The 16654-nt window shown below is 58.3% G+C and carries 14 protein-coding genes and 1 pseudogene; 5 read left to right on the plus strand and 10 right to left on the minus strand.

Annotated elements, in window-relative coordinates:
* Positions 1–61: 61 nt before the first annotated feature.
* Positions 62–961, minus strand: coding sequence for a LysR family transcriptional regulator (locus tag ACZ6J2_RS18100; protein WP_471726371.1), 900 nt, complete (start codon positions 959–961; stop codon positions 62–64).
* 108 nt (positions 962–1069) lie between these two features.
* Here ACZ6J2_RS18100 and ACZ6J2_RS18105 point away from each other — a divergent pair, with 108 nt between their 5' ends.
* On the plus strand, positions 1070–2071 hold the full coding sequence (locus ACZ6J2_RS18105; protein ID WP_471726372.1) for a zinc-binding alcohol dehydrogenase family protein: 1002 nt from the start codon (positions 1070–1072) through the stop codon (positions 2069–2071).
* Positions 2072–2180: 109 nt separating this feature from the next.
* Here ACZ6J2_RS18105 and nadR read toward each other — a convergent pair whose 3' ends face one another.
* From nadR to serB, 3 genes are all read right to left on the minus strand, one after another.
* Positions 2181–3407: a multifunctional transcriptional regulator/nicotinamide-nucleotide adenylyltransferase/ribosylnicotinamide kinase NadR gene (gene nadR / locus ACZ6J2_RS18110; protein WP_471726388.1), complete on the minus strand. Its 1227-nt coding sequence runs from the start codon at positions 3405–3407 to the stop codon at positions 2181–2183.
* Positions 3408–3449: 42 nt separating this feature from the next.
* Entirely contained in the window at positions 3450–4835 is a 1386-nt protein-coding gene (gene radA, locus ACZ6J2_RS18115; protein ID WP_014068810.1) for a DNA repair protein RadA, read from the minus strand.
* Between the two features lie 74 nt (positions 4836–4909).
* On the minus strand, positions 4910–5878 hold the full coding sequence (gene serB / locus ACZ6J2_RS18120; RefSeq protein WP_023310325.1) for a phosphoserine phosphatase: 969 nt from the start codon (positions 5876–5878) through the stop codon (positions 4910–4912).
* 117 nt (positions 5879–5995) lie between these two features.
* Between serB and ACZ6J2_RS18125 the strand changes: the two are divergent.
* Positions 5996–6639, plus strand: a pseudogene (locus ACZ6J2_RS18125) (YtjB family periplasmic protein).
* Positions 6640–6678: 39 nt separating this feature from the next.
* A complete protein-coding gene (lplA, locus tag ACZ6J2_RS18130) occupies positions 6679–7695 on the plus strand; it encodes a lipoate--protein ligase LplA (RefSeq protein ID WP_471726373.1) in 1017 nt (338 codons plus the stop codon).
* 61 nt (positions 7696–7756) lie between these two features.
* Here lplA and deoD read toward each other — a convergent pair whose 3' ends face one another.
* From deoD to deoC, 4 genes are all read right to left on the minus strand, one after another.
* Positions 7757–8479: a purine-nucleoside phosphorylase gene (deoD, locus tag ACZ6J2_RS18135; RefSeq protein ID WP_010427122.1), complete on the minus strand. Its 723-nt coding sequence runs from the start codon at positions 8477–8479 to the stop codon at positions 7757–7759.
* Between the two features lie 125 nt (positions 8480–8604).
* Complete coding sequence (gene deoB, locus ACZ6J2_RS18140) at positions 8605–9828, minus strand: phosphopentomutase (protein WP_316379728.1); 1224 nt, start codon at positions 9826–9828, stop codon at positions 8605–8607.
* 53 nt (positions 9829–9881) lie between these two features.
* Positions 9882–11204: a thymidine phosphorylase gene (gene deoA, locus ACZ6J2_RS18145; protein WP_047060215.1), complete on the minus strand. Its 1323-nt coding sequence runs from the start codon at positions 11202–11204 to the stop codon at positions 9882–9884.
* A 109-nt stretch (positions 11205–11313) separates the two neighbouring features.
* On the minus strand, positions 11314–12093 hold the full coding sequence (gene deoC, locus ACZ6J2_RS18150) for a deoxyribose-phosphate aldolase (RefSeq protein WP_023310320.1): 780 nt from the start codon (positions 12091–12093) through the stop codon (positions 11314–11316).
* A gap of 262 nt (positions 12094–12355) precedes the next feature.
* On the opposite strand from deoC, the gene ACZ6J2_RS18155 reads away from it, so the two are divergent.
* On the plus strand, positions 12356–13903 hold the full coding sequence (locus tag ACZ6J2_RS18155; RefSeq protein ID WP_471726374.1) for a YjjI family glycine radical enzyme: 1548 nt from the start codon (positions 12356–12358) through the stop codon (positions 13901–13903).
* Complete coding sequence (locus ACZ6J2_RS18160; protein WP_471726375.1) at positions 13878–14738, plus strand: YjjW family glycine radical enzyme activase; 861 nt, start codon at positions 13878–13880, stop codon at positions 14736–14738. Before ACZ6J2_RS18155 ends, ACZ6J2_RS18160 begins: the two co-directional genes overlap by 26 nt.
* Here the strand turns inward: ACZ6J2_RS18160 and ACZ6J2_RS18165 are convergent.
* Positions 14733–15515, minus strand: a complete 783-nt coding sequence (locus ACZ6J2_RS18165) for a TatD family hydrolase (RefSeq protein ID WP_471726376.1) — start codon at positions 15513–15515, stop codon at positions 14733–14735. The two genes, ACZ6J2_RS18160 and ACZ6J2_RS18165, sit on opposite strands and share 6 nt — an antisense overlap.
* Positions 15512–16564, minus strand: coding sequence for a patatin-like phospholipase family protein (locus ACZ6J2_RS18170; RefSeq protein WP_048979045.1), 1053 nt, complete (start codon positions 16562–16564; stop codon positions 15512–15514). The genes ACZ6J2_RS18165 and ACZ6J2_RS18170 overlap by 4 nt, the downstream gene beginning before the upstream one ends.
* Positions 16565–16654 lie beyond the last annotated feature (90 nt).

The raw sequence follows: 16654 nt of genomic DNA on the forward strand, positions 1-16654 counted from the left end.
TTATGTTCGTACCCTCTCCCCGTGGGAGAGGGCCAGGGTGAGGGCATCAGGCCGCACAAAATCACCCACCCACGTAATACCGCTTCACCTCGTCAAACTGCATCGCAAAGTCGATATAGCTCATCAGCGCAGGCGAATTCAGCTTGCGGCTTGGGTAGGCCAGCCACAGATCGTTACCTTCAACATTCCACTCCGGCAGCACCTGAACCAGCGCCCCTTTTTCAATTTTATCTTCTACCAGGAAGGCGGGAAGCAGCGTGATCCCCGCACCGGCAATTGCACATTCGCGGGCGTAGACCAGATTATCGGTCATGTGCGCGTTATCCGGCAGGTAGCGGTAATCCTCGCTCTCGCTTCGCAGAAGCCACTCCGACCACGCCCGGTGCGTAATACAGCGGTGCTCCACCAGCTGACGGGGATGCATCAGCGGCTCCCGACGCGCCAGATAGTCCGGCGAGGCCAGCATATAGCGCGGGCAGTGCCCGATCATCCGGCCAATCAGGGAGGAGTCCTGCGGCTTACCGGTACGCAGCGCTACGTCAAAACCGGCCTCGACCAGATCCACCACGTCATCAGAGATCGACACATCCAGCGAAACGTCAGGATAGCGAAGCTGAAACTCGGCATTCATGTGCGCCAGCAGCGTTGCCCCAATTCCCGCCGGACAGGTGATGCGCAGCCGCCCGCTGGGGTTTTCGCGCAGCCGCTGAATGGCGTACTCGGCCCGCTCGCTGGCCGCCAGCATCTCGCGACAGTGCACCAGATAGTGCTCGCCCGCAAACGTGAGGCTGATCCTGCGCGTGGTGCGGTTTAGCAGGCGGATCCCCACCTGCTGCTCCAGCTGGCTAATCCGCTGGCTGACGCTCGATTTCGGCAGTTCGGCTTTCTGGGCCGCCGCGGTAAAGCTGCCCATCTCCGCCACCAGCGCGAACAGCGCCATATCCTGCAGCTGTTTAAACATGATTGTTCACCCTGTACGAACGCTGAGTTCTTGATTGTCCATCTTATCACGCAGCTGTCCACTTTATAGACTAGCCTCAACAAAACGCATTCCATTGAGGAGCACACCATGTCTGTTAAAGCCATTGCCGTTAACCCAGAAAATCCGTCCACCTTCATTGAAATCACCCCGCCGATGCCTCAGCCCGGCGAGCACGATCTGCTGGTAGAGGTGAAGGCCGCCTCCGTTAACCCGGTCGATACCAAAGTCCACGCGGGCATTGCTAAAAACGGGCTGAACGCGCCGCGCATTCTCGGCTGGGATGCCAGCGGGATCGTCAAAGCGGTGGGGGCTGGCGTGACCGGATTCAAACCGGGTGACGAGGTCTGGTACGCGGGCGACATCACCCGCCCGGGCAGCAACACCACGCACCAGCTGATTGATGCGCGGATTGTCGGGCACAAGCCTGCCAGCCTCGGCTGGGCCGCGGCTGCCGCGTTGCCACTGACCGCCCTTACTGCCTGGGAAGGATTATTCGAGCGTCTGAATATTCAGGATGCCGGAGCGGATAAAACGCTGCTGATCATCGGTGGCGCGGGCGGCGTGGGATCGCTGGCGATCCCCTTTGCGAAGCACAACAGCAAGGTGAAGATCGTTGCAACCGCTTCGCGAGAAGATTCCGCCCGGTGGTGCCGCGATCGCGGGGCTGACGTAGTCGTCAACTACCGCGATCTGAAAGGCGAGCTGGCGAAACACGGGCTCACCTTCGTGGATTACATTTTCATCCTCAACGACACCGACGGGCACTGGGATGCGGTCAGCGACCTGATTGCGCCGCAGGGGCATATCTGCTCCATCGTTGAGAATGAACGTCCGCTGAACCAGGACAAGCTGAAGTCAAAATCCGCCGCCCTGCACTGGGAATTTATGTACACCCGCAGCATGTACCAGACCGGGGATATGGCGCGTCAGGGTGAGATCCTCAATGAGGTGGCCAAGCTGGTGGATAACGGCGTGGTGGAAAGTTCGCTGAGTGAAACGCTGCACGGGCTAAGCGTGGAAAGCATTACCGAGGCGCACCGTAAAGTGCTGGAGGGGCATATGCGGGGGAAAGTGGTGGTTGAGTTTTGAGTGATTTGATGCCCTCACCCCGCCCCTCTCCCACAGGGAGAGGGAGGTTAAAGTCCCCTCTCCCTTTGGGAGAGGGGTAGGGGTAGGGTTAGGGTGAGGGGTAAGTTTTTTACCCCTGCTCCCCCATCATCTCCTTCACCAGCTCGACGCAGCGCAGGAAACGGGAGTCGTAGTCAGACTCTTCCACATGGACAAACTCAACGTTGTTTTCGTTGAGCATCTCCACCAGCATGGACTGGAATTCCCGTCTGTCCACGGAGCTGCCGAGGCTGCGCATGCCGTCAGCGACCCACGGGGTGTTGTTCTCCAGCAGGATCACCAGGTCAAAGCGGTATTCGTCAATCAGCGCCTGCACGAACGGGTGCTCGCGCCCTTCATATTTTTTACAGAACGCCTGCGTGGTGACGAAATCGGTATCGATAAAGGCCACTTTATTGGCGTATTTCACCGCAAAATCAATGTACTGGGCGTGTCCGAGGGCAATTTTATCGTAGTCCGAATACTGCAATGCCATCTCGTCGCCGCCGAGGTGCGAGAACACATAATCGCGCCCATACTCCCACGCGCTGGTGGTGTTGAAGATGTTCGCCAGCTTGTTGACCAGCGTTGATTTACCGCTCGATTCTCCGCCCAGAATAGCCACCGTGCGCACGAAGAACGGCTTCACTTCGGTCGGGATGTAATCCCAGTAGCGGAACGGGTTCTCGCGGATCTGCGCCCCGCTGATGTTCATAAAGGTACGTTTTGGATCGATCAGCACCGTCTCGATGCCCAGATGCTCGCGAAACTGCGGCGCGTCGGACTCTTCAGAGGTGTAGATCCAGTTAGGCGCAATACCCTTCTCTTCCATAAACGCTTTGATGCCGTTGCTCCACACGTCCCAGCCGTGCGGATACGGCTCCATGCCCTCTTCGTTAAAGGCATGAATACGAATATTTTTCTGGTACTTAAAGGTCTGGAGCAGCCAGCGCAGGCGGTCCGGCACGGTCGGCTGCTGCGACATGGCGCTGTCTTCAAACAGCTGACGGTCGCGGGTTTCGTCGTAACCCATGATGATATGCAGCTCGTCAACCTGGCTACAGGCGCGCTGGATCAGATAGATATGTCCGGTATGCAGGGGGTAAAACTTGCCGAACACCACGCCGATGTTCTTTTGCATACGCGGGAACTCCAGCCCCAGAAAGCGGTGCAGCGCTTCCAGCTTCTGCGCGCTGGGGCTTTTGATTTTGGCGTTCAGCAGCTGGCTCAGGTAGCCTTTGGTCATGCCGCTGGCGTCCGCCACCTGCTGCAGCGTGCAGCCCTTCTGGCGGATTGCGGTCTTGATGTAGTCAATGATGACATAAATTACGGTGCCTCCTGCAAAATCAAATTTACGTAATTATAAGTCGTCAAAGACATTTAACGCATCTGCGAGTTTTTTCACGCCAAATACCTGCATCCCTTCCGGGATCTTTTTCGGCACGTTGGCGGCGGGAACTATCGCCCGGCGGAAACCGTGTTTTGCCGCCTCGGAGATACGCTCCTGGCCGCTGGGTACCGGACGGATTTCCCCGGCGAGGCCCACTTCGCCGAAGACGACCAGATCCTGCGGCAGCGGTCTGTCGCGCAGGCTGGAGACCATCGCCAGCAGCAGCGCCAGGTCTGCGCTGGTCTCCGTGACTTTGACGCCGCCGACCACGTTTACGAAGACGTCCTGATCCGCCATCTGCAGCCCGCCGTGACGGTGCAGCACCGCCAACAGGATCGCCAGACGGTTCTGTTCCAGACCGACCGCCACGCGCCGCGGGTTGCCCATCATCGACACGTCCACCAGCGCCTGAATTTCAACAAGCAGCGGGCGCGTCCCTTCCCACAGCACCATCACCGAGCTGCCGGAGGTGATCTCATCGCCGCGGCTCAGGAAGATGGCTGACGGGTTGCTGACTTCGCGCAGCCCCTGTTCGGTCATGGCAAACACGCCCAGTTCATTCACCGCCCCAAAGCGGTTCTTGTGGCTGCGCAGGGTACGGAAACGGGAATCCGCGTCGCCGTCGAGCATCACGGAGCAGTCGATACAGTGTTCAAGCACCTTCGGTCCGGCCAGCGAGCCGTCTTTGGTCACGTGGCCGACCATCACAATCGCCACGCCGCGCGTTTTGGCAAAGCGCGTCAGGTAAGCCGCGGTTTCACGCACCTGCGCGACGCTGCCCGGCGAGGACTGAATGTCCGCCATGTGCATCACCTGGATGGAGTCGATCACCATCAGCTTCGGCTGCTCTTCTTCGGCAATCATGCAGATCTGCTCGATGCTGGTTTCGGAGAGCATGTTCAGGTTGCCGGTCGGCAGGCCCAGACGGTGCGCGCGCATCGCCACCTGCTGCAGAGACTCTTCGCCCGTGACGTACAGGGTTTTCATCTGTTCGGCAAGCTTGCAGAGCGTTTGCAGCAGCAGGGTCGATTTACCCGCGCCCGGGTTACCGCCGATCAGGATCGCGCTGCCCGGCACCACGCCGCCGCCGAGCACGCGGTCAAACTCTTTGAACCCGGTGGAGAAGCGCGGCAGCTCTTCGAGGCTGATGTCCGAAAGTTTTTGCACCTTCGCCACGCCCGCGTTACCGGCATAGCCGCTCAGGCGCTCATTGCGCGCCACGCTCGGCGAAGCCGCCACACCACGCACTTCGGTGATGGTGTTCCAGGCATGACAGGCGCTGCATTGCCCCTGCCAGCGCGGATAATCCGCACCACATTCATTACAGACAAATGCGCGTTTTGGAGCTTTCGCCACGGTTTACCTCGTTATTTCTGTGCGGCCTGCGTGCCGGGTGGCGCTTACGCTTACCCGGCCTACAAAGCAGGCCGTTATTTCTGATTAATGCTGCCGGAGAGAATGCAGAACACTCCCATCAGGTCAGCGTGACGGATAGTGACTTCCGTCTTTTCATTCACTTTTGGCTTGGCATGGTAGGCAATGCCCAGCCCGGCGGCTTTGATCATCGGCAGGTCGTTCGCGCCATCGCCAATGGCAACGGTCTGGACAACCGGAATTTCATATTTTTCCGCCAGACGCGTCAGCGTGTTGGCTTTGTACTGGGCATCAACGATATCGCCGATCACCTGGCCGGTCAGCTTGCCGTCCATGATCTCCAGCTCATTGGCCACCACGGTGGTCAGATGGAGTTTTTCCCGCAGGTAATCCGCGAAGAAGGTGAAGCCACCGGAAGCAATCGCCACCTTCCAGCCGAGGGACTGCAGCTTCAGCACCAGCTGCGTCAGCCCTGGCATCAGCGGCAGCACGTCGCGCACCTGGCGCAGAATGTTGGCATCGGCCCCTTTCAGGGTCGCCACGCGCTGTCGCAGGCTGGCGGTGAAGTCCAGCTCGCCGCGCATCGCACGTTCGGTGACTTCCGCCACCAGCTCGCCGCTGCCCGCCAGCTTCGCAATCTCGTCAATGCATTCGATCTGAATGGCGGTAGAGTCCATGTCCATGACCAGCAGGCCCGGGGTTTTCAGGTGCGGAATTTTACCCAGCGGCGCGACGTCCAGCCCGGCGTCATGCGCCAGACGCGTTGCGCGCTGCGTCAGAGAGCCCGCCAGGCGAATAACCTGGTAGTCTTCCACGCACCAGGCGGCGACGATGACCATTGCCGCACCCAGCTTGCTTTGATACTGGGTCAGGCGTTGCTTATCCAGACCGCGTCCGTAGAGGAGCCAGCCGCTACGACCGGCGTGGTAATCCAGAGGCATCACCTCATCGCCACTTAAAGAGAGCGGCAATCCTGGCCATAAAGAGACATCCGTTGGCAGGTCACACCAGGTAATGTTCGGCATTAAAGCTCCTGTAATTTCGTTCGCGCCGGAAGGTTGCAGAGGGAAAATAACGCATGAGGCTACCCTGTAACCATCACTTCTGGCAACATTAAGCCGTAAATTTTCAGCAGGTGGAATATGGCTCGCGCAAAACTGAAATTCCGGCTCCATCGCGCCGTGATTGTCCTTTCCTGTCTCGCACTATTAGTGGTGCTGATGCAAGGGGCATCGTGGTTTAGCCAGAACCATCAACGGCAACGCAACCCGCAGTTTGAAGAGCTGGCCCGCACGCTGGCACGTCAGGTGACGCTCAACGTCGCGCCGTCCATGCGTACCGAAACGCCGGACGATAAGCGGATAGGCCAGGTTTTACGCCTGCTCACGGAGAACAGCCGCATTCTTGATGCTGGCGTCTATGATGAGCAAGGCAACCTGATTGCCGCGCGGGCGAGCACGTCGACGTCCGCGACAGGCTGGCGCTGGACGGCAAAAAAGCCGGGGGCTATTTTAACCAGCAGATCGTCGAACCCATTCAGGGGAAGAATGGCCCGCTGGGCTATCTGCGCCTCACCCTTGATACCCACACCCTGCCCACTGAAGCTAAACAGGTCGATAATACCACCAATATTCTGCGCCTGATGCTGCTGCTTTCACTCGCCATCGGCGTTGTGCTGGCGCGTACCCTGCTTCGCGGCAAGCGCACGCGCTGGCAGCAATCCCCGTTCCTGCTGACCGCCAGCAAATCCGTCCCCGAAGACGAAGAGAGCGAGAAGAAAGATTAGTGATAAAGTAGGCGAACGATTCGGAAAAGGAACTTTGCCATGACGACGTTACGCCTGCTTATCTCTGACTCTTACGATCCCTGGTTTAATCTCGCGGTAGAAGAGTGCATCTTCCGCCAGATGCCCGCCACCCAGCGCGTACTGTTTCTCTGGCGGAACGCCGATACGGTGGTCATCGGCCGCGCGCAAAACCCGTGGAAAGAGTGCAACACCCGGCGTATGGAAGAGGACAACGTCCGCCTCGCACGTAGAAGCAGCGGCGGCGGCGCGGTGTTTCACGATCTGGGCAATACCTGCTTTACCTTTATGGCGGGCAAACCGGAATACGATAAAACCATCTCAACCTCCATCGTGCTAAACGCACTGAATTCGCTCGGCGTCACGGCGGAGGCGTCGGGGCGGAACGACCTGGTGGTGAAAACTCCCGAGGGCGACCGGAAGGTCTCCGGCTCTGCCTACCGCGAAACGATGGATCGCGGGTTCCACCACGGCACCCTGCTGCTGAACGCCGATCTCAGCCGTCTCGCTAACTACCTGAACCCGGACAAGAAAAAACTCCAGGCCAAAGGAATTACCTCCGTGCGCGGCCGCGTGGCAAATCTGGTGGAACTGCTGCCGGGGATCACTCACGAGCAGATTTGCGATGCTATCCGTGACGCGTTCTTTGAACATTACGGCGAGCGCGTGGAAGCAGAAGTCATCTCCCCTGACAAAACCCCGGACCTGCCCAACTTCGCTGAAACCTTCGCCCGCCAGAGCAGCTGGGAATGGAACTTCGGTCAGGCTCCTTCCTTTTCCCATCTGCTGGACGAGCGTTTTACCTGGGGCGGCGTGGAGCTGCATTTTGACGTGGAGAAAGGCCATATCACCCGCACGCAGGTGTTTACCGATAGCCTGAACCCGGCACCGTTAGAGGCGCTGGCGGCACGTTTGCAGGGCTGTTTGTACCGGGCGGATATGCTGCAGCAGGAATGCGACGCGTTGATTGGGGATTTCCCGGGGCAGGAAAAAGAGCTGCGGGAGCTGTCGGCGTGGATTGCACAGGCCGTGCGCTAGGTGCGGTCTGGTCCCCTCACCCCGGCCCTCTCCCACAGGGAGAGGGAGGGAAGAGACAGAATTACTCTTTATCGCCCAGCAGAACGGATTCCAGCGCGATTTTGATCATGTCGTTGAAGGTGGTCTGACGCTCGGCAGCGGTAGTCTGCTCGTGGGTACGGATGTGGTCAGACACGGTGCAGATGGTCAGCGCTTTCGCACCAAACTCAGCCGCCACGCCGTAGATACCCGCCGCTTCCATTTCCACGCCCAGGATGCCGTATTTCTCCATCACGTCGAACATCTCGCCGCCGTCCGGGGCATAGAACAGGTCAGCAGAGAAGATGTTACCCACGCGCGCTTCAACGCCCAGCGCTTTTGCCGCGTCAACCGCGTCACGCACCATGCCGAAGTCGGCAATCGCCGCGAAGTCATGGTCTTTGAAACGCATGCGGTTAACCTTGGAATCGGTGCAGGCACCCATACCGATAACGATGTCGCGCAGCTTAACGTCCATGCGCACCGCGCCGCAGGAGCCAACGCGGATGATTTTCTTCACGCCGAAGTCGGTGATCAGCTCTTTGGTGTAGATAGAGCAGGATGGGATACCCATGCCGTGGCCCATAACGGAAATTTTGCGGCCTTTATAGGTACCGGTGAAGCCCAGCATGCCGCGAACGTTGTTCACTTCACGCACGTCTTCCAGGAAGGTTTCTGCAATGTGCTTCGCGCGCAGCGGGTCGCCCGGCATCAATACGACGTCAGCGAAATCACCCATTTCTGCGTTAATGTGAGGAGTTGCCATCTTCAGTTCCTTTTACATTGTTGTTTTTGCCGGGTGGCGGCTACGCCTGACCCGGCCTACATTCTGTTCTCCCTCTCCCTGTGGGAGAGGGTCGGGGTGAGGACATCAGGCCGCACCCAATCCGTTCAGAACATGGCCTTGCCATATTCCATGTCAGACGTACCAAAGTATTTCGCCAGGGTCTGGCCGATGTCCGCAAAGGTTTCACGGTGACCGAGCGAGCCCGGCTTCACTTTCGGGCCGTACACCAGCACCGGAATGTGCTCACGGGTGTGGTCGGTACCGGTCCAGGTTGGGTCACAGCCGTGGTCCGCGGTCAGGATCAGAATGTCATCTTCACCCACCAGCTCCATCAGCTCCGGCAGACGACGGTCGAACAGCTCAAGACCGGCCGCATAGCCTGCGACGTCGCGACGGTGGCCCCAGGAGGAGTCGAAGTCCACGAAGTTGGTGAAGACGATAGTCTTGTCGCCCGCTTCTTTCATCTCTTTGATGGTGGCATCAAACAGCGCGTCCAGACCGGTGGCTTTCACTTTTTTGGTGATGCCGCAGTTGGCGTAGATATCCGCTATTTTACCCACGGAAACCACGTGGCCGTCTTTCTCTTCAACCAGCTTCTGCAGTACGGTCGGTGCCGGTGGCTCAACGGCCAGGTCATGACGGTTACCGGTACGCTGGAAGTTACCCGCTTTGTCGCCGATAAACGGACGCGCGATCACGCGGCCAATGTTGTAGCCGCCTTCGGTCAGCTCTTCACGGGCGATTTCGCACAGCTCGTAGAGTTTATCCAGACCGTAGGTCTCTTCGTGGCAGGCAATCTGGAACACGGAGTCAGCAGAGGTGTAGAAAATCGGCTTGCCGGTTTTCATGTGCTCTTCGCCGAGCTGATCCAGAATCACGGTACCGGAAGAGTGGCAGTTTCCGAGGTAGCCCGGCAGGTTGGCGCGCTTCACCAGCTTATCGAGCAGCTCCTGTGGGAAGCTGTTCTCGTGATCGGAGAAGTAACCCCAGTCGAACAGCACAGGCACACCGGCGATTTCCCAGTGGCCAGACGGGGTGTCTTTACCGGAGGAGAGCTCGTGAGCCCAGGCGTAGGCGCCCACGACTTCCGCGTTGCCGTCCATACCGGCTGCGATTTTACCGGTAGAACCTTCATGCGCTTTCACCAGACCGAGGCGGGTCAGGTTAGGTAGAGTCAGAGGGCCTTTACGACCGTTATCCGCTTCGCCTTTCGCACAGGCTTCCGCGATGTGACCCATGGTATCGGAACCCACGTCACCAAAACGTTCTGCATCTTCGGTTGCGCCGATGCCGAATGAGTCCAGCACCATAATAAATGCACGTTTCATAATTGTTCTCCGTACGTAGTGCTTCAAAAATTATCGATCAGATCAGTATACCGCTATTCGGTGATACGGCGATAGACAGTCGGTGTGGTTTCTGGCGCTTTATCGTCAAGCGTAATAGCCGCTTTCACCGCTTTAGCCGCTTCCTGCCAGCTGGCTTCGTCTTTCGCGTGGATCACCGCCAGCGGACGTTGTCCGTCAACGCTGTCGCCCAGACGGGCCATATCGGTAAAGCCGACGCTGTAATCAATGGTGTCTGACGCCTGACGACGGCCGCCGCCCATCGAGACTACTGCCATACCCAGCGCACGGGTGTCCATTGCAGAGACAAACCCTTCGCTATCGGCATACACCGCTTTGCTGAGCGTCGCGGTTGGCAGGTATTTCGCGTAGTTTTCGACGAAATCGGTCGGGCCCTTCTGGGCTGCAACCATGCGGCCGAAAATGTCCGCCGCTTTGCCGTTATCCAGCACCGCCTGCAGTTTCGCGCGAGCTTCTGCGTCGTCTTTGGCCAGCTTGCCGGAGATTAACATCTCAACGCACAGCGCCATGGTCACGTCGAACAGACGCGGGTTGCGGTATTCACCGGTCAGGAACTGCACCGCTTCACGCACTTCGACGGCGTTACCGGCGCTGGACGCCAGAACCTGGTTCATGTCGGTGAGCAGCGCGGTGGTGCGCACGCCCGCGCCGTTGGAGACCCCAACGATCGCTTCTGCGAGCGCAGCAGAAAGTTCATAGGTCGGCATAAACGCGCCGCTGCCGACCTTCACGTCCATCACCAGCGCGTCCAGCCCTTCTGCCAGTTTCTTCGCCAGGATAGAGGCGGTGATCAGCGGGATAGAGTCAACGGTCGCGGTGATGTCGCGGGTCGCGTAGAAACGCTTGTCAGCCGGAGCAAGAGAGCTGGTCTGACCGATAATCGCCACACCAACGTCTTTAATAATGTCGCGGAAGCGGTTGTCGTCCGGGAAGATATCGAAGCCCGGAATGGCTTCCAGTTTGTCGAGGGTACCGCCGGTGTGGCCCAGGCCGCGCCCGGAGATCATCGGGATGTAACCGCCACAGGCTGCAACCATTGGGCCGAGCATCAGAGAAGTCACGTCGCCCACGCCGCCGGTGGAGTGTTTATCCACAATCGGGCCGTTAAGGTTGAGGCTTTTCCAGTCCAGAACGGTACCTGAATCTCGCATCGCCATGGTCAGCGACACGCGCTCAGGCATCGACATATCGTGGAAGAAAATGGTCATCGCCAGAGCCGCAATCTGCCCTTCTGAGACGGTGTTATCACGAATGCCGTTGATGAAGAAGCGGATCTCTTCATCGCTTAATGCATGACCATCACGTTTTTTACGAATAATTTCTTGTGCGAGAAACACGGTAACCTCCATGCGGAATCGGGAGAGTTGTGGCGGGTGGCGCTACGCTTACCCGCCCTACGATCCTGTCGGCCGGATAAGCGAAGCGTCATCCGGCATTGTCTGGCAATCAGTAGCTGCTTGCGCTCTTACCGTCGCCGTGACCCAGCGCTTTCAGCAGGCTAGCCAGCAGGCTGGACGCACCGAAGCGGTAGTGACGGGAGTCCGCCCAGTCGGCGCCAAACAGCTCGTCGGCAATCGCCAGGAATTGCTGCGCGTCTTCGGCAGTACGCACGCCGCCCGCAGGTTTGAAACCAACGGTTTTGGATACGCCCATGTCGCGGATCACTTCCATCATGATGCGCGCGCTTTCCGGGGTCGCATTCACCGGCACTTTACCGGTAGAGGTTTTAATGAAATCCGCACCGGCTTTGATGGAGATTTCAGATGCTTTACGAATCAGCGCCTCTTCTTTCAGCTCGCCGGTTTCGATGATCACTTTCAGCAGCACGTTTGCCGCCGCGCACGCGTCTTTACAGGCTTTCACCAGGTCAAAACCGACCTGCTCGTTGCCGGCGATCAGCGCGCGGTACGGGAACACCACGTCAACTTCGTCTGCGCCGTAAGCAATCGCCGCGCGGGTTTCTGCCAGCGCGATCTCGATATCGTCGTTGCCATGCGGGAAGTTAGTTACGGTTGCAATGCGCACGTCCGGCGTACCCTGCTCTTTCAGCGTCTTACGGGCAATCGGGATAAAGCGCGGGTAGATACAGATGGCTGCGGTGTTACCCACCGGCGTTTTCGCCTGATGGCACAGGGCGATGACTTTTTCATTGGTGTCGTCATCGTTCAGGGTGGTCAGGTCCATCAGTTTCAACGCGCGCAGGCTGCTTGCAGTTAAATCGGTCATAACATTCTCCAACGGCAGTGCCGTATAAATTTTACCTTGCGGGTCTGTGAGTATTCTAACATTCACCCGCTTCCACACTTCGACATTCATCACAGTTAATGAAAACTGCATACAAATTTGCATTACTGTAATGAGATCTTCTTCAAGCTTTAGCGCGTAAATTGCCGACTAAAGCAGCGATACCCCCTGTCGGATCAAAAGCCCCGACAGGCTGGCTTCCTACAATCCGTTCATCACCCGCAGAACACTCAAGGAAGCGACTATGCCCCACTCCAGCCCCGACGCCCTGCAACAACGTTGCCAGCACATTGTGACAAGCCCGGTGTTAACCCCGGAACAAAAACGTCATTTTCTGGCGCTGGAAGCGGAGAACAACCTGCCTTATCCGGCGCTTCCTGAGGCCGCACGAGCCGCACTGGACGAAGGGTTTATCTGCGACATGTTCGAAGGCCATGCGCCTTACAAACCCCGTTACGTTCTGCCGGATTACGCAAAATTTCTGGCTAACGGTTCAGCGTGGCTGGAGCTGGAAGGCGCGAAAGATCTCGACGACGCCCTCTCGCTGTTAACCATCCTCTACCATCATGTTCCGTCCGTCACATCGATGCCGGTCTATCTCGGTCAGCTTGATGCGATATTAACTCCATATGTTAGAATTCTAACACAAGAAGAGATCGATAGCCGAATAAAACGTTTCTGGCGTTATCTCGACCGTACGCTGCCGGACGCGTTTATGCACGTAAACATCGGGCCTGGAGATACGCCCGTCACGCGTGCCATTCTGCGTGCCGACGCAGAGTTGAAGCAGGTCGCACCGAACCTGACCTTTATCTACGATCCCGATATCACCCCGGACGACCTGCTGCTTGAGGTGGCGAAAAACATTTGTGAATGCAGCAAACCGCATATTTCTAATGGCCCGATGAATGATAAAATTTTCACAAAAGGCCGTTACGGCGTGGTGAGCTGTTACAACTCCCTGCCGCTTGCAGGCGGCGGCAGCACCCTGGTGCGCCTTAACCTCAAAGCCATTGCTGAACGCAGCACATCCATTGAAAACTTCTTCACCCGCACGCTCCCGCACTACTGCCAGCAGCAAATTGCCATCATCGATGCGCGCTGCTGTTTCCTGTACGAGCAATCTGGCTTCTTTGAGAATAGCTTCCTGGTAAAAGAGGGGCTGATTGATGCGGAACGGTTTGTACCCATGTTTGGCATGTACGGCCTGGCGGAAGCGGTGAATACGCTCTGTGAGAAAGCAGGAATAGCGGGACGCTACGGAAAGGATGAACAGGCCAACGCGCTGGGCTATCGCATCAGCGAACAGCTTGCGGCGTTCGTTGAAAGCACGCCGGTGAAGCATGGCTGGAAGCATCGCGCGATGCTTCACGCGCAGTCGGGGATCAGTTCCGATTCGGGCACCACGCCGGGCGCGCGCCTGCCCTACGGCGACGAGCCGGATCCCATCAGCCATCTGCTGGCCGTTGCGCCGCATCACAAACACTATCACTCCGGAATCAGCGATATTCTCACCCTGGAGGAGACGGTCAAACGCAACCCGCAGGCGGTGGTTCAGCTTTGCCTGGGGGCGTTCAGGGCGGGAATGCGTGAATTTACCGCCAACGTAGCGGGTAACGATCTGGTCCGCGTGACCGGCTACATGGTTCGCTTGTCGGATCTGGAGAAATACCGGGAAGCCGGATCGCGCACCAATACCACGTGGCTGGGGGAAGAGGCCGCACGCAATACCCGTATTCTGGAACGTCAGCCGCGCGTGGTTAGCCATGAACAGCAGATGCGCTTTAGTTAGTCAGGTCATTCCTTTTTCCTGCGTGGACGGGCCGGGCAGCCGCCTGGCGCTGTTCCTGCAGGGCTGCAACCTGCGCTGTAAAACCTGCCACAACCCGTGGACGATCGGCCGCTGCAACGACTGCGGGGACTGCGTGCCCCACTGCCCGCACGACGCGCTGACGATTCAGGCCGGACGCGTCTGGTGGCAGGAGAGTGACTGCCAGCAGTGCGACACCTGCCTGCACCTGTGCCGGCAGCAGGCAACGCCTATGGCGCACCGCTTCAGCGTGGAAGAGATCCTCACCCAGATCCGCAAATCCGCCCCCTTTATCGAAGGGATCACCGTGAGCGGCGGCGAAGCCACAACGCAATTGCCGTTTTTAGTGACGCTATTCTCAGCGATCAAAGCCGATCCCGCCCTGCGTCACCTCACCTGCCTGGTAGACAGCAACGGTCTGTTAAGCGAAACCGGCTGGCAAAAGCTGCTGCCGGTACTGGATGGCGCGATGCTGGATCTGAAGGCGTGGGGGAACGAGCATCACCGTTTCCTGACCGGGCGCGAAAACCCGCAGATTAAGCAGAGCATCCGCTGGCTGGCAGATCGTCACCGTTTGACGGAACTCCGCCTGCTGGTTATTCCGGAGCAGTGTGATTATCTGGAACACCTCAAATCGCTAACGACCTTTATCCACGGGCTTGGGAATGTGCCGGTGCGCATCAACGCGTTTCATGCGCATGGCGTTTACGGTGAGGCGGCGTCGTGGCGCAGCGCCACGCCCGAGGACGTTGAACCGCTGGCGCGGGCGCTGGAAAGGCAGAAGATAACGGTGATCCGCCCGGCGCTTTACCTATAGCGTGATGCCAAATACCGAACGGGTATTTTCCAGCAGCGCATCGGCAATCACCTCTTCAGGCTCTTTTCGCAGTTCACACAGGGTGGTAAACACGCGCGCCGCCTGTTCCGGGCGGTTCGGCTGGCCCTGAAAACCATTCAGCGGCATATCCGGCGCGTCGGTTTCCAGCAGAAGCGCCGACAGCGGCAGCTGTGCCATCACGTCCCGGGTTTTACTGGCGCGCGGATAGGTGATGGTGCCACCAACGCCGATTTTATAGCCCAGTTCAATAAAACGCTGCGCCTGCTGCAGGCTGCCGGAGAAACCGTGCACTACGCCCCTGCGCGGCAGATCGACGCGTTTCAGGTGCATCGCCAGCTTATCGTGCGTGCGTCTTGAGTGGAGGATCACCGGCAGATCGTGGCGCTTTGCCAGCCTGAGCTGCGCGTCGAGGATCGTCTGCTGGCGCTCAAACTGCGGATCCTCGCGATAAAGATCGAGACCGATCTCACCGATGGCGACAAGTTTGTCTCCTGCGGTCTGCAGGACCTCATCAAGCCTCTCAATGTGCTCATCAAGATGCCGCTCAATCACAATCGGATGCAGGCCGAGCGCGGCATAAAGCGCGGAGTGTCGCGCGGAAAGATCCAGCACCCGGGAAAAATAGGCTGCTTCCACTGCCGGCACAATGATGGCCTGAACGCCTGCTTCGGCCGCTTTCGCTATGCTTTGCGCTTCATCCCCCGTAAACGGCGGAAAATCAAAGTGGCAGTGGGTATCGACAAAGCGGAGCGTCACGCCAGATCCTCGTTATCCAGTAAAGCGTCATTCGCCTGCGGAATATCCACCAGCGGCATCGTCAGGGCGTCGTTGGCGACAATCGCAGGCGGCAAAATAATGCGTTTATGGCGATGAAGCGGCGGTTGCTCCGCCAGCATTTTCCCCACCGTCGCCAGGAAGTAACGCCCGCACAGCCGCCCCGTCTTGTAATCCATGCGCAGCGCAGGGACGCGGCTGCCCAGGGCCATGCTCAGCAGCGGCTTAGGTGGATAGATTTCAAAAATACGCAGCTTGCCCGGCGGTTTTTCAATGAAGCGCTGCATCGCGCCGTAGGTAGTTTCATGCTGCTTCGCGATGTTCACCAGCGGCTGCAGGCTGCTGTCGCCCAACCAGCGCTCCATCCGTTTGAACCACTGCGGCGTGTAATACATTTGTGACGGTACGGTACGGATCACCACAATGGTTTTCGCCCCGCGCCGCGCGGCTTCCTGCACCGGCACCGCGTCACTGATCCCCCCGTCCAGATAGCTAATGCCGTCCAGCAGGGCTCCCGTACGATAAAAGCCGGGGATCGCGCTGGAGGCGCGGATGATGTCCAGCCAGTTCTCCTTCTGCGGAGAAAAATAGCCCGGCGAATAGTCATCGCCCCGGCTGGCGCACATCCAGAACTCTTTGCCGCTATCAAACAGACGGGCAGCGGTATCCATGGCCAGCGGCATCTGGCTGGAGGTCGACTCCAGCAGCCAGTCGAGATCGATCAGGTTGCCGCCGCGCACAAAGCGCACCGGATTAAAAAATTCTTTTGCCGTGGTGTAGCGCATGATGACCTTTCGCGCATAGCCAGGCTGGTTACAGACATAGGCAGAGAGGTTCTGCGCCCCGGCAGAGGTGCCGAAGTAAAGGTCAAACGGGTTGAACTGCGCGCGCATAAATTCATCCAGCACGCCGGCGGTGAAAATGCCGCGCTGCCCTCCCCCCTCACAAACCAGCGCGAGTTGGCCTGCGCGAAACGGTTTTAACGTCAGCGGCGCAATATTGCCGAGCGTAACGGGAATTCGTTGCCCCACCTCTGCTTTCCTGTTTTTGATTATTTTATAACACCACAGTAACGCACCCGACCTGTTCCGCAAATAAGAAAAAGCCAGTCACAGTGACTG

This window comes from Enterobacter sp. E14S, from assembly GCF_055666685.1.